Here is a 15,377-nt window from a genome sequence, read left to right on the forward strand (position 1 = left end):
ATTTCGTTGGTTATCAGATGTTTTTCCTGTTGGTAACTGATGTGGAAAAGATAAATATGAAAGATTTTCCTATGTTTTTCTTGGTGTTTTCAGAATAAAATATTTGTAAAAAACTGACCAATGGGGCTAAAATACAAAAAAAAGTTGTATATTTGCAGCGGTAAAGTTTTATTTTTAGGCATTTGTTGAATGCCTCTTCTTTATAAACATAGAAATTGTATAAGCTGTATGAAACGAAAATTACACCTTATTATATATGTAGCAATCATCGTGTTGCTGACCGGTTGTGCTCAGAAGCCTAGGAAGTTTGTCATTGGCGTATCCCAGTGTTCGGAAGATATCTGGCGCGATAAACTGAATGATGAACTGAAGATGGGCGAGTATCTCAACGATTCGCTTATCGTGAAACTGGCTTCTTCCAACGATGATAATGTGTTGCAGAATAAGCAAGTTAACCAGTTTATCGATGAGGGCGTAGATCTGCTTATCGTATCTCCTAATCAGTTGAGTGCTATATCCAAGTCGGTAGAGCGTGCTTACGATAAAGGTATTCCTGTGATTCTCTATGACAGGAAGACCAATTCTGATAAGTATACGGCATTTATCGGCTGCGATAACTATACGATAGGTAAATCGATGGGAACTTTTATCGCCCAGCAGCTTCATGGAAAGGGCCGCATCGTTGAAATCAGCGGTTTGGAGGGCTCTTCGCCTGCTTTGGAGCGTCATCGTGGTTTTATGGATGCTATCAAGCCTTATCCTGGGTTACAGGTTGTAGCCTCGGAGGAAGGAAACTGGAAAGAAGAGGGTGGAATCCAGGCGATGAAACGCATATTGAAACAGACACAGGACTTTGATTATGTCTTTGCCCATAATGACTTTCTTGCCTGGGGAGCTTATGTGGCTGCCCGCCAGATGAGGGTAAAGCGTAACTATAAGTATACCGGAGTAGACGGCATGGCTACCGAAGGTGGTGGTTTGGAACTTGTGCGCGATGGTATTTTCGAAGCCTCTTATCTTTATCCTACCAAGGGTGACGAGGTCATAGCGCTTGCCATGAAGATATTGAAGCATCAGCCTTATGAACGCGACAATTATCTGAGCACTTCTATCATAACCCAGGCAAATGCTGCCCTTACATTGATGGAGGCTAGAGATGCCGAGCGCCAGGCGCACAATCTGAAGACTTTGCATAAGCAGGTAAATCAGTATCTGTCTGATTATAACTCACAGAAAGTCATGCTCATAGGTCTGTGTCTGTTCCTGCTAGTTTGCCTTGCAGCTGCGGCTTTAATTTTCAGAGGTTATCTGATAAAGGTGAAACTGAACGAAACATTGGCTAAGACAAATGGCGAACTGAAGCGACTGAATGTAGAATTGGGTGAAAAGAATGGAGAATTGAAACGATTGAATGAGGAGGTCTTGGAACTCACTCATTCCCGTCTGGTATTCTTTACCAATATCAGTCATGAACTTCGCACGCCTTTAACCCTGATAGCCGACCCGGTAGAGATGCTGCTTGAAGATACCGGCATCAAGGGCAAGAGCCGCGAACTCTTGAAGATGGTGCAGCGTAACGCCCTTGCTCTCCAACAGTTGGTAAGTAACATTCTTGATTTCCGTAAGATTCAGAATGGCAAGATGGAACTGAAACTCTATCGCTTCGACATTGTGAAGACCTTGACGATGTGGGTGGGCGACTTCCAGCTTACTGCCGAGCGCAAGCAGATCAGACTGCATCTGGATGTTGATGACTTGAAAGGCAGCCATGAAATGATTGCCGATCAGGAGAAGATTTCCCGTATCGTGTTCAATCTGTTGAGCAATGCCTTGAAATATACGCCTGCTGGTGGCGAAATCTTTGTTTCGCTGAAAGATGAAGGTGCCAATCTCCGTCTTGATGTGAAAGATACGGGCAAGGGTATCTCGCAGGATGAGGCTGATAAGATCTTTGAACGCTTCTTCCAGGCCAAGGGTGCTGCCAGCGGTACGGGTATCGGTCTGGCTCTGGTGAAATCATTTGTAGAGTTGCATCATGGTGAGGCTAGGGTAGAAAGTGAACTGGGAAAGGGTTCTGATTTTATCGTTGTCATTCCTCGTGAGCAGGAGGGTGATTCACAAGTTATCCACAATGATGTGGATATTGTGGATAACTCTGTAAATGCTTCTGCGCCAACTGGTAAGAATGTGGTAGATGAATCTGTTTTGCAATATATTGACGATGGAGACAGAAGTCGTGGAAAAGTTCAGCAGCTGGTAAGCGAGAATACCAATCGTCCTACTGTTCTGGTTATTGATGATAATACCGATATCCGTCAGTATGAGCGTACTCTTTTGCAGGATGAGTATGTTGTTCTTGAGGCCGCTGATGGTAAGGAGGGTCTGGCTGTCGCCTTGAAAGAGGTGCCTGACCTGGTAATCTGCGATGTGATGATGCCTGTTATGGACGGATTGGAGTTGACAGAACAGCTGAAGACGAATACGGCTACCTCTCATATCCCTGTTATTATGCTTACGGCGAAGAACCTGGAGGAGCATCGCGCAGAGGGTTATGAGCATGGAGCTGATTCCTATATTACCAAACCATTCCACAGCAAGGTGCTTCTCGCCCGTATTGAGAATCTCTTGCGACAGCGTCAGCTCCTGAAGAATCTTTATCAAGGTTCTAAAGAGGCTGAGAAGGAGATTTCTGAGGCTCATCTGGAAGACCGTGACAGGCAGTTCCTCAAGCAGCTTCAAGCTATTATCCAGAAGAATCTTTCTGATAGCGAGTTTGGAGTTGAGGATATGGGACAGCAGATTGGCTTAAGCCGTGTGCAGCTCTATCGCAAGGTGAAGGCGATGACAGGCTCTTCTGTTGTTGACTTACTCCGTAAGGCTCGCCTTGCCAAAGCTAGGCGTTTGCTCGAAACCCGGAGCATGAGTGTCTCTGAAGTAGCCTATGAAGTGGGCTTCTCAGCGCCGTCTTACTTCACAAAATGTTTCAAGGAAGAGTATGGAATGTTACCTGGTGATGTCGGTAATGTGATGAAATAGAGAGAAATACGCTATACCTGAAGTGTAAAATCTGTGAATATATGGATAAAAATCGTTCATTTCCTAGCATAAAAGGTACATTGTATCATTTTTGTCACTATTTGAACGATAATTATACCTGAGTTTCGCCGAAACTTACTACCTTTGCACCAGAATTTAGAAGTTTATAAATTGTTTCATGCAGAAATAGTTGCATTTTCATAGGTTTAGGTTTTATGTTTTAAGGTTATAGGATTGAGTATTCATTAAGGTAAGTAGTTTTCTTTAAGGTAAAAAGTTTTGTTTTGGGAAATAAGTAGTAATGAGAGAAAGCAGCTGTATAGACGGGATGTCTGACAGCTGCTTTTCGCGTATTATCTGGTTTGTTACTTTTTAAGCGGGCATACTATAGCTTTTTAAAGGAGGCTTATTCCCAATCTTCGAATTCCAGTTCCAGTTCTTTGTATTCGGGTTTGAAACTGCTGTTCTCCTTATCTTGCTTCCTGGCTTCTTCTGATGAGGCGTTGCTTACGGACAGACCAAGCAGGCGGATGGGATGAGCAGAGGAGTAATCTATCAGTTTCAGTAGCCGTTTGGCAAGAGGTAGAATATCATCCTTCTTTTTCAGAACCTTTTCTTGTGAGATGCTTCGTGTTATCTGGGTGAAATCGGCAAACTTCACCTTCAGCGTCAGGGTTCTTCCTTCGAAACCGCTTTTGGCGATGCGCTCCAGCAGTTCAAGTACAGTATGGTACAGTTCGATAATCACAGCCGTTTTTAGATAGATATCTTCCAGGAAAGTCTGTTCGCAGCCTACCGATTTCCGTTCCCGGTAGGTGATGACAGGTCGTTCATCTATCCCCCTTGCGAAATCATAGAAGATGTGTCCGGCTTTTCCGAACACTTCTACCAGATGTTCCTCGGATACTTTCCTCAGGTCTGCTCCGTTGAAGATACCCATGAAATGCATCTTTTGCAGTGTTTTCTTGCCCACGCCCCAGAAATCCTCTACAGGCAGCTGGGCGATGAAATCGAGCGCCTTGTCGGGATGAATGGTGCAGATGCCGTCGGGCTTGCGGTAATCAGAAGCCACTTTGGCGAGAAACTTGCAGTAGCTGATGCCTGCCGAGGCGGTGAGTCCGGTTGCCTCCTTGATACGGGTTTTGATTTCTTTGGCAATATCCACCGCCAGTTCTATCCCTTTCTTATTCTGTGTTACATCAAGAAAAGCTTCATCTATGGAGATGGGTTCGATGAGGTCGGTATATTCCTGGAATATCTGATGTATCTGATGGGATATTTTAGCATAATAATCATGCCGGCAGGGCACGATGATGAGATTAGGGCAGCGCTGCTTGGCTTGAGCGATGGATTGCGCCGAGTGAACGCCATACTTCCTTGCCTCATAGCTGGCTGTAGAAACCACACCACGTGGTCCGTCGAAGCCAACCGCTACCGGTTTGCCCCGAAGTTCCGGATTGTCTCTTTGCTCTACCGCAGCAAAGAAGGCATCCATGTCGATATGTATGATCTTTCGCTCAGTCATTCCTGCCTTATTTTTTCCAAAAGTACAAAAAAGATGCGTTTCCACAAAATCTAAGCTGTTTTTTATTGTTCGTTAACGTTTTTGGGTATTAGCCTACATGGTCCATCGAAACAGGCTGCGTTGAGCATCGCAAGTACTTGCGTTAGCCAACTCAAGTACTTGCGTTAGTCAACTCAAGTACTTGCGTTAGCCAACGAAGCTATCTGTGACTGCTTCCGGAGTCGTCTCCGATAGCTTTCGGAGTCGTCTCCGATAGCTAATGGAGTCGTCATCGATAGCTTGTTGAGTCGTCTCCGATAGCTTACGGAACCACTTGAGTAAGCTGAACCAAACACTTGACCTCACTGATTCAAGCACTTGATCTCACTGATTCAAGCACTTGAACTCATTAGCTCAAGTACAATCATGACACGCTCTTAATAGTCTGTAGTGATCTATATGACTCCCTTTGTCTGAAATAGAAAAGAGTTAGTTAAGAAGTAGAAAGTAGCAGAAAAGTGTGAAATTCCGTTCATGTAATAGCAATTATGTTACAATGAACGGAATTTTTTATTCGATGAAATGATTTTTTAAGCCGCTGTTCAGACCTTTATGTATTTTTGCAGCAGAAATCAAAACATTAACGCTAACAAATTAAACATTTAAAGTATGAACAACTTATTAAATGGAAAGAGCGCAGCTATGATGCTTGCACTTTCATTGGTAAATGTTACAGCAGCTTTTGCACAGGATGATAATTCAAGTGCTAAGGAAGAGGGTAATCGTAATGTGATGCTCAATGCTGCCAGTGCGAATGGTCCTCGTGAGATTCAGATAGGTTTGCCTTCTGCCGATGTCAACGTGTTGGAGAATGGTTTGCCTGTTACTTACGCTACCAATCCTCATTCTGTCAATACTATCTGGCGTGGTGATGCTAGTTTGAGCCATCAGGGTTTGCTCAAGATTGCCGAGACTGCCATCACTACCGGTAATATCGGTTATGCCGTGAACTCTTTCACCCAGAAGGGACAGAAAGGATTCAATGGTACGCTGAACTATAAGAGCAATCACTTTGGATTGCAGGAATTCTCTCTGAATATGAATGGTGATTTGGGTAAGGACTGGTACTACAGCTTTAATATGTATCAGGATTTCGACCCGGGAACCTTCAAGATCAAGTCAACTCCTTATCAGGACCGTACTCAGATTTACAAGGCTCTCCTCACCAAGAAGTATAACGGCAACCGTGGTGAATTCACTGCCATGTATAAGTATGCCAACAGCCACAACGTGTATAACTACGCAACCCAGAGTGCTCCATTTATCTATGTGGGCGATGGAAGCGTAAAGGAGTATGGTGACTTCAAGCTCGGTACCACCTCTTATCTTCCTATCGATAACGAGATTACTTATCGCAATATGCGTACCGGCAAGGTGGAGCAGACATCTCTCTACGATGCTTGTCTGAACAAGGCAAGTGAGGTAACCCTCATGAACAGCTACCGTTTTGACAACGGTTTGAACTGGAAAGCTACTTTGAAGTATGACCATTCCCGTGGTGCGATGGTTTATCAGACTCCAATGTCTATCATCGATTTGAAGAGCGCTGCCAATCAGGGCGTATATAATTATAAGTATCGCGATATCGACGGACAGACCAAGGCTTACAACGGTCAGTACATCCAGACCCGTATGTCATGTCTCAATGCCGGTAAAATTGATGAGGCTCTCTTCACCACCGAGCTTAGCAAGAAATTCAGTGCTTCCACCTTCCGCCTCGGCGTGAATGAGTGGTTCTATCATATTGATTATTGCTCAAATACAACCATGTATGACCAGAGTGTACCTGCTGATGGAAGTTATGCCTTGCGAGTTTGGGATGCAAAACAGCGCGACAGCTACTTCTACGATTTCAACAAGAATGCCTCTGAGTATTACAAGGGAAGCGAAAACAAGCTGGCTCTCTACTTCACTCACGATTGGGATGTTACCAACAAGTTGAATCTCTACTATGGTGCCCGTCTGGAGTGGCAGAAGCTGAAGGGTGAAAACGCAGCAGTGAAGAATGCAAAGGGTGAATTCGTAGGTCGCTTCGCCGATTACTATCTCGGTGCTACCGCAGTAGATGGAACCAAGATAGCTCCAGCAGACTTGAGTTACAACTGGATCAACTACGATTTCTCAGTGGCAGCAACTTATAAGTTGACCGATAACTTCGGCTTCACTGGCGATTTCACTTACATTGTGCAGCATCCTAAGTTCGAGGCTTTTGCTCCAGCTACATTGCCAAATACAGGTAAGATTTCTGTGCCACTCGGTCGTGCAGGTATCTACTACAACAACTCTTGGCTGAGTTTGACATCGTTGTTCTCTTACATCTCAAAGACCAACAACAACTCAACTCTGAACCTGCAGCATGGCAGGGAGATCAAGGCTGCGCCAATGACTTACGATATCCAGACATGGGGTTGGACAACCGATGCTGTGGCTCATCCTTTCAAGGGATTCGATTTCCACTTCCTCTTCACTTATCAGAAGCCAACTTACAAGAAGTATGAAACCAGCATCACCTTCAGCGATGGCTATGTTGGCAACATCAATGCCACAGGTAATATCGTAGCCGAGATTCCTCAGATTCTCATCGAGTTGGATCCTAGCTACATGATTACCAAGGACATTAAGCTCTGGACCAGTTTCCGTTACTTCAGCAAGACCTACGCCAACATCAACGAGGCATATTACTTCAACGGTCACTGGGAGACTTTCGGAGGTTTGAACTGGCAGGCAACCAAGCGTCTGGCTCTCGGCTGCACCGTAGTCAACTTCCTCAACCAGACTGGTGCCAAGGGTAGTATCGCAGGTGCCGAGCTGATTACCAAGGATGAGGCAAAGGGAATCAAGAATCAGATTATGACGGGTAGCTATCTTCGTCCATTCACTGTAGAATTCACAGCTTCGCTGAAGTTCTAAGCGATATAAATATCAATAAACATCATCGACAGCTCCTATATATAATATAATGTATAGGGCTGTCGGTAATAAGACAAACAATAATACGTTATAGATATAAACAATAACAATTAACAATAATAGTACAATGAGAACAAATAATATGATGAAGGCTGCCTGCCTCATGTTGATGGCATCAGCTACAACTTCTGCCTTTGCACAGAAGATGAATATCGAACACAAGGGTGATACTACTATCATCAAGGTGGAGAATCCTACCAAGTATCTTCTTCTCCCTATCCAGGAAGAGAAGGATGAGGCCCAGGTTTTGCTCGATACAGGTTCTAAGGATGATACCTGGATGGATGTTCGCCTGGCTCAGAATGGTTCTGATTACTTCGTGCCATTTGCCTTGGGCAAGGGTAAGACCGCTACAGTCAAGATTCTTGGTCTGAAGAAGGATGCTTTGGCACTCAACTTGCTCAAGCTCAGCGATACATTCGATACTACCAACACCGATTACTATCGCCCATCTTATCACTTCACTCCGCTCTACGGCTGGATGAACGACCCTAATGGTATGGTGTATAAGGATGGTGAGTATCATCTCTATTTCCAGTATAACCCATACGGAAGCAAGTGGGGCAATATGCACTGGGGTCATGCTGTAAGCAAGGACCTGGTTCATTGGGAGCATCTCGACCCGGCCATCGCCCGCGACCCAGTAGGTCATATCTTCTCAGGTAGTTCTGTGGTAGATAAGAAGAATACTGCCGGTTTTGGCAAGAATGCCATCATCGCCATCTATACCAACAACAGTGTGAACCACGATGAGGTTCAGTGCATCGCCTACAGCAACGATAATGGTCGTACTTTTACCAAGTACGAGGGCAATCCAGTGTTGACTCCATTCGACGGGTTGAAGGACTTCCGCGATCCTAAGGTGTTCTGGTATGAGAAGGGAAAGTGCTGGTACATGATTGTTTCTGCCGATAAGGAGACCCGTTTCTATAAGTCAAAGAACTTGAAAAAGTGGACTTATGTAAGCGCTTTCGGCAAGGGTATGGGTCAGCAGCCATGCCAGTATGAGTGCCCAGACTTCTTCCAGTTGCCTGTAAATGGTGATAAGAAGAAGATGAAGTGGGTGATGACGATGAATATCAACCCTGGCTGCTGGTTTGGTGGCAGCGCTACCGAGTATTTCGTAGGCGATTTCGATGGCAAGAAGTTTACTTGTCCTGATGCCAACGAAGTAAAGTGGCTCGACTGGGGTAAGGATCACTATGCTACCGTTACCTTCTCAAATACAGGCGACCGAGTTCTGGGTATCACCTGGATGAGCAACTGGCAGTATGCCAACCTCACTCCGTTCAAGCAGAATCGTGGTGCCAACGGTTTGCCAAGAGAGTTGAAACTCTACGAAAAGAATGGCAAGTACTATATTTCTGAGGATGTAGCTCCTGAGGTTTATGCCTTGAGAAAGGATACCAAGAGTCTGGCTGATGCTTCTGTTGCCAATGCCAAGGATCTGAAGGGTGTTGCAGCCAATATGGAGGGTGCCTTCGAGATCGAGGCCGATGTAACTCCAGATGCCAACGGCATTGCCGGTATTGAAATTTCAAACAACAAGCGTGAGCGCACCATGATCTACTTCGATATGAAGCAGGGCAAGGTAGTGATGGATAGAACAGAGAGCGGTTTGACCGATTTCGGCAAGCAGGCAGTTCCTCACGATATCGAGTTGGCTTGGGACAAGCAGCGTGCTGCAGAAGGCAAGGAGCCTGCCCGCATCACTAACTCCATCAACTACAAGAACGATTTCGCCCTGGCTACCTGGGCTCCATTGAGTCTTTGCGAGGATGGCAAGAAGACCTATCATGTTGATATTTTCGTAGATAAGTCATCTGTAGAGCTCTTCGTAGATGGCGGTCGCATCGCCATGACCAACCTCGTGTTCCCTGTAGCTCCATACGAGAATGTGAAGCTCTACACCCAGGGTGGCAAGGCTGAATTCAAGAATCTGAAGGTTCACAAACTTGGTTTGTAATCATGTAGATATTGTATAGTCGAATTGTAGGTTTTAATGTAATAATAATGAGTCGCAACCTGAAAATATTTTAGGTTGCGACTCTTTTTTTTGGCTTAGGGGAGATTGTCCGTGGATAAAACAACCTCTGTTTCTTATTTACCGGTTTGCTGTTTCATTCCCTCAAAAAACTTTTGCTGCAATTGTTTGGCCAGTTGATTATCAGGGTTGAGTTTGAGAGCTTTCTCGTAATCCTGCATCACTTCCAGATAATAGCGTTGACCGTTTTGCCCAGGATTCTGTACGATGCGTACCATGTAGAGAAAACCGCGAAGGGTACAGATGTCAGACGGGTCAGCATGCTTTATATTCTCCATCTTGGCAATAGTTTCTTCTGTCTCTTTTAGAAGATTTTCTGTTTGTGGAGCATGCGGATTCATCACGGAATAATTGAGACTTTGCAAAGCTATCTGAAACTTGGGCTGGATGCTATCAGGAAACATATCATCAATACGCTTCATCTCTGCAATACAATTAAGTATGCTCTCTGATGTCGGTTGCTGAAGTTTAGCAAGCGACTGTCCGATAAGCCCCTGCATTGTGGATTGCTGGGCATAGATAACTACAGATGTTGTCATGAAGAAGACTGACATCAATACGAATCGTTTAAAAGTTTGAAATGTCATATGCTTTATTATTTTTAAGTGAAACAAATATGCCTATATATAAAAATCTGTCTCTAGATGGAACTATCGAACGCCCGTTAGTATTATATCCGAAAATGTTTGTACGGCCGAGGATGTTGTTCAGAGAAGAATAGATAATGACCTTGGGACTTAGCAGATAAGTAAGGTTTATATCTACGCTATTATAATGTGGTGTCTTGCCAATAAGAAAATGACGTCCGCTTGCATACGATTCAGTCAGCCCGATGATTGCTTTGCCGAATGAATATTTTGCTGTCAATCTCAGATTATGCCTTGAGGCGTAGTCAGGTATTCGCTCTTCTGTGTATTCGTGATAGAATCGCTTGGAATCGTTGTAGGAATATGAAAATGCTGTGGTCAGATGTTTGAAAAGCGAATGCTCTTCTACAAAAATGTCTATACCTTTACTCTTTCCATATCCTTTCGGTTGGTAAATACCCTTTTCCCATAAAGGCAATCGCTGATATTTTTTCCAGTAGGGTTCTATTCGTATGAGTGTACCAGGCGACTTATATTGTATGGATAGGATAGCATGATCTGCCGTACTTTGTCCAAGAGATTTCTTGTTTGTTGCAAGATAGTCATCTTCTGGAGTCTGGCTATATCGACCGGTAGCAAATGAAAGCTGAAAATTCTTGTTAGGAATATAACATAGTGTAGCCCTTGGCATAAACAGCCAGTTGGCATGAGCCATATATTCTGTCCTTGTCGAAATATTCAGGAACAAATGGGGCATCATCCTCCATTGGGCATCAATATGAGCAGCAAGAATATTATAATCCAACTTGTAGCAATCGTTTTCGTACTCCATGAGGCTGTTTCGCTGATAGTCCTCCATTCCTGCCGATATTTTTAGTGCATCCGAGCAAATTTTGCGTATTTCTGTTTTCAGATGTATCTCATTCCTGAAGTTGTAATATCGGTCACCAGCAATCTTCGCATCTTCTATATCGTTGAATACCGATGAGCTTGCCATACCGCAAAAGAGCGTGTAGCCAGCACCCCACTGTGCCTTATAGGTTGTGTTGGCATAGATATTATTCTCTTTGAGCGAAAGGTTTTGGTTGTCTATATGCTGTCCTACAGATGTATAATCATAGCCAACGTATGTTTTCAATATTCCGGCATTTCGGAACTCATTCTTGTATTGTGATTCGCCAGATAGTTTTAGATAAGGCTTGTTGAAATCAAGCCTTTCTGAAAATAACTGATTGTAGATTCCCAAACTTGTCAGTGCGGCATTAAAGGATAAGCTGCTGTGGGAATATGCCTTGGTGCCACCGATGTTCCAGTCAACCAATGATGCGCTGACTCCATATTTGTCACTAGTTGCAGCATCTGATGTTTCCATAGGGAGAACGGAGGAAAGTGCTTGTCCATATTCTCCGCTATATCCACCAAGAGAAAAGTTGATACCTTTAAATATAAAAGGAGAGAATCGTCCACGTACAGCAGTATTTTCTGTGTTTGTACTATATGGAACAAGGACGTGCATTCCGTTAATGAAAGTCTGGCATTCTTCGCTTTCTCCACCACGGACATAGAGCTTTCCGTTTTCTCCCACTTTTTGAGTGCCGGGTAAAGTTTGCAGGGCTGCAACAATGTCCCCGCATGAATTACCTGCCATCACAACATCTAAGGCATCCATAGTCTTGAAGTTGTCACTTTTCCCGAAACTGTAAGTGCTGGCAGATATTACAACTTCTTGGATTGCCGTAGCTTTTTCTTTCATTTGGATAGAAAGATTATGTAACTTGCAGGCATCTGTAGTCTGCATATATTCTTCAAAACCAATCATGGTAATCTTGATAGACGCTTCTCCGGTTTTTGATGTGGAAAAGGAAAACCTGCCCAGAGAATCTGTCAGGCATCCATCAATTGTGCCCATGATGAAAACATTGGCACCAGCAAGCGGTTCCTGACCGCTTTTTACCATGCCTGATATGATGGTCTGTGCATCCAGGTTGCAGACTGAAGTCAGCAGCAATGCAATATGTATTATTCGATGTTTCATGCCGCAAAGATACTGCATGAAACTGGAGTTACCAAATTCTTAGGATATACAACTAAAACTTATGATAGAAAGCTAGTTAAGATGCCGAATAACTAAGTTGAAGGACAAATAACTATGTAAGATAAGTCTTTAACTTGGGCACAAATCTTCGGGAAACGGGTATGATGTTTGTGCAATTTCCGAGGGTCAGTTGATAACCATTTGAGTTGCCTCGTGCCGAAGTGATATTATTCACATTGACAGCAAAAGAACGGTGACATTGGAAAATGTTCTCAAACTCTTTCAACTCTTCAAGAGCATGGGTTAGTGTTGTATGGATATCAACAGCAACAACATTACCTTCTTTTAGAAAACAGACGGATACATTGTTTTTCTGTGCTTCCATATAAAGTAGATCGTTGATGGCAATCGACAGATCGTTTCCTCTTACGTTAGTATCATGGATGGTAATAGATACTTCTTCCTGTTCCTTTGTTGTATTGCGCAACAACTCTTCCATTCTCTCTCGTAATGTTCTGTTGTATTGCATTCCGATAGATAATGTCGTAAGAAATATGCCTATGATAATAGTCCAATTTAGAAACAAGAGAAACAGACTGAATGTAATCGTATAATGAAACAAGTATGAGAATAGGAGGAAATTACCGAAGGCAATGATGAAAATCAGTCCGAGTATAGCTACTCCTTCATGCCAGATACGCCAGGGCTTGATAGTTTGATGCAAATACTTCAATATCGTTGCAGCGTATGTTATGTGGCATCCAAAAGTTACCAGTCCGAATAATGTAGCAACAAAGCATTTGTTACCTTGATATAAGCAGAGTCCAAATGGCTGCAGAAAATATAAAATTACCCAAATGATGAAGCCAAAGATGCTACTATCTTTTAGCAAGTGTTTACTCTGTTTAAAAGGATATGTTCGAGTTAGAAACGACATGTTGAATCTGATTTATTTAATTAACGCAGCACTATCATTTATCTTCTTTATCAGGGTGTACCTAAGCTACTCTGTTGGTGCACCGGGATGCTTGCCATATCCAGACATTTTGTTTATTATCGTGCTGTAAAAATAAAACAAAGTTCTGAATGACACTGCAAAAGTACAAATAAAATTTGAGAAACGCACTTTTGGAGACGTTTATTTTGGTAATGAAGCATTTATCCTACTCTGTTCGACCTCTCGGGAAGAAAAGTCCTTGTGCCACAAAAAGGACACATTTATATTATGGGCAACAAGAAAGTCGTATGGTAGGAACGTGTGTTTCGGATAAAATATAATAAAAGCCGCAGTTTGTAAACGCAAACTGTGGCTTTTTCGTTTTTTTATGCTATCTTTGCACACAGATAGTGTTTTTAAAGATAGATCATGATGGAACAGCAAGTAAAACTAGTACCTTATGGGGTGGCTGATTTTGCTACGGTAATAGAGCAGAATCTATATTATGTGGATAAGACGATGTTTATCCCGGAGCTGGAGAAGCAGCCTCGCAATCTCTTCTTCATCCGTCCTCGTCGTTTTGGTAAGAGCATATTCTTGAGTATGCTCTATTCTTACTATGACTGTACGCAGAGCCATAAGTTCCAGAGTCTTTTTGGAAATCTGTGGATAGGCCAGCATCCTACACCTTTGCAGGGAAAGTATCAGGTGCTGTTCCTAGATTTCTCCCAGATTACGGGTAATATCGATAAGCTTGAGACTAAGTTTAATTCTTATCTCAGCATCAACCTTGATGCTTTTGTCCGTCAATACTCAGAATATTATCAGGCAGAGATGGAAGAAATCCTGGCGCAGGAAGATTTCGAGGAAAAGATGGAACTGATATTCAAGGCTGCCAAGGCGCACCAGTATCATCTGTATCTCATCATCGATGAATATGACAATTTCACGAATGTCATACTCAACGAACGTGGTGAGAATGTGTATCATGCGATTACCCATGCCGACGGCTTTTATCGTGATGTCTTCAAAAAGTTCAAGGGTAATTTTGAGCGTATCTTCATGATGGGTGTGAGCCCTGTAACCCTGGATGATGTAACGAGTGGATTCAATATAGGTTGGAATATTTCTATCAAGCCAGAGTTTGATGAGATGCTGGGCTTCTCTACCACCGATGTGGTGGAGATGTTTACCTATTATAAGGAGCATGGAAGTATTCCTGCTGATAGTGATATTGATGCCATCGTCAATGATATGAAGCCATGGTATGATAACTATTGCTTCGCTAAACAGGCATTGAAGAAAAAGACTCGTATGTTTAATTGTGATATGGTTCTATATTACCTTCGCAATTATATGGATGCAGGATGTCCACCGGAAGAGATGATTGACCCGAATACCCGTACCGATTACGGCAAGATGAAGAAACTGTTGCAGTTTGACAAGTTGGATGGAGAGCGTAAGGGCATTATCCGCAAGATAGCAGAAGAAGAGCAGATTGTTACCCAGCTTTATGAGTCGTTTTCTGCGTATCAGATTCCAAAGGCAGAGATATTCCCAAGTCTTCTGTTCTATTATGGCATGTTGACCATCAAGGGAACTCGTGGATCCAAGCTCATTCTGGGCATTCCGAACAATAATGTCCGCAAGCAGTATTATGGTTATCTGGAAGAAGAGTATCAGGCAAAGGCTTATGTGGATGTCAACCAGCTCACCGATTACTATTATGATATGGCATACGATGGTAAGTGGAAAGAAGGATTGCGCTTCATGGCAGATGCCTATGCCAAGGTTTCATCGGTGCGTGATGGCATTGAGGCAGAGCGAAACCTGCAGGGATTCTTCATGGCTTATCTGAATCTGAATGATTATTATATCACGGCTCCAGAGTTGGAGTTGAATCATGGCTATTGTGATTTCTTCCTTTTGCCAGACCTTACCCATTATGCCAGTCAGCATAGCTACATTCTGGAGTTGAAGGTTCTTTCGAAGAAAGATTTCTCTGCGATAGTTGAAGGTGAGTTTACGGAAGATGGCAAGCCTATGACCAAGGCCGAGAAACAGTGGCGTGAGGCTGTAGAGCAGATTCATCGATATGCCGAGGCTCCAAGGGTTGAGGCTTTGCGCCAAGGAACAAAACTCCATCTCATCATCATGCAGTTTGAGGGGTGGAAACTTAAACGGATGGAAGAAGTATAAATTCA

At 43.3% G+C, this 15,377-nt stretch carries 8 protein-coding genes; 4 read left to right on the forward strand and 4 right to left on the reverse strand.

Annotated elements, in window-relative coordinates; all coding sequences use genetic code 11:
* Positions 1-228: 228 nt before the first annotated feature.
* Positions 229-3,036, forward strand: a complete 2,808-nt coding sequence (locus KUA46_RS15525; RefSeq protein WP_218486996.1) for a hybrid sensor histidine kinase/response regulator transcription factor — start codon at positions 229-231, stop codon at positions 3,034-3,036.
* Between the two features lie 406 nt (positions 3,037-3,442).
* Here the strand turns inward: KUA46_RS15525 and dinB are convergent, their stop codons facing one another.
* A complete protein-coding gene (gene dinB / locus KUA46_RS15530; RefSeq protein ID WP_022120101.1) occupies positions 3,443-4,561 on the reverse strand; it encodes a DNA polymerase IV in 1,119 nt (372 codons plus the stop codon).
* Between the two features lie 681 nt (positions 4,562-5,242).
* On the opposite strand from dinB, the gene KUA46_RS15535 reads away from it, so the two are divergent.
* Positions 5,243-7,510: a TonB-dependent receptor gene (locus tag KUA46_RS15535; RefSeq protein WP_420377692.1), complete on the forward strand. Its 2,268-nt coding sequence runs from the start codon at positions 5,243-5,245 to the stop codon at positions 7,508-7,510.
* Between the two features lie 127 nt (positions 7,511-7,637).
* Positions 7,638-9,536 carry a GH32 C-terminal domain-containing protein gene (locus tag KUA46_RS15540; protein ID WP_153093765.1) on the forward strand — a complete coding sequence of 633 codons (1,899 nt, stop codon included), beginning with the start codon at positions 7,638-7,640 and terminating at the stop codon, positions 9,534-9,536.
* 134 nt (positions 9,537-9,670) lie between these two features.
* Here KUA46_RS15540 and KUA46_RS15545 read toward each other — a convergent pair whose 3' ends face one another.
* The 3 genes from KUA46_RS15545 to KUA46_RS15555 form a co-directional block, all read right to left on the reverse strand.
* Positions 9,671-10,201, reverse strand: coding sequence for a hypothetical protein (locus tag KUA46_RS15545; RefSeq protein WP_153082304.1), 531 nt, complete (start codon positions 10,199-10,201; stop codon positions 9,671-9,673).
* Positions 10,182-12,236, reverse strand: a complete 2,055-nt coding sequence (locus tag KUA46_RS15550) for a TonB-dependent receptor (RefSeq protein ID WP_334675615.1) — start codon at positions 12,234-12,236, stop codon at positions 10,182-10,184. The genes KUA46_RS15545 and KUA46_RS15550 overlap by 20 nt, the downstream gene beginning before the upstream one ends.
* A 112-nt stretch (positions 12,237-12,348) precedes the next feature.
* A complete protein-coding gene (locus KUA46_RS15555) occupies positions 12,349-12,735 on the reverse strand; it encodes a LytTR family DNA-binding domain-containing protein (protein ID WP_181976471.1) in 387 nt (128 codons plus the stop codon).
* Between the two features lie 870 nt (positions 12,736-13,605).
* On the opposite strand from KUA46_RS15555, the gene KUA46_RS15560 reads away from it, so the two are divergent.
* On the forward strand, positions 13,606-15,372 hold the full coding sequence (locus tag KUA46_RS15560; RefSeq protein ID WP_218487024.1) for an ATP-binding protein: 1,767 nt from the start codon (positions 13,606-13,608) through the stop codon (positions 15,370-15,372).
* Positions 15,373-15,377 lie beyond the last annotated feature (5 nt).

The sequence above is a fragment of the Segatella copri genome (assembly GCF_019249765.2).
Classification (GTDB): Bacteria; Bacteroidota; Bacteroidia; order Bacteroidales; family Bacteroidaceae; genus Prevotella; species Prevotella copri_K.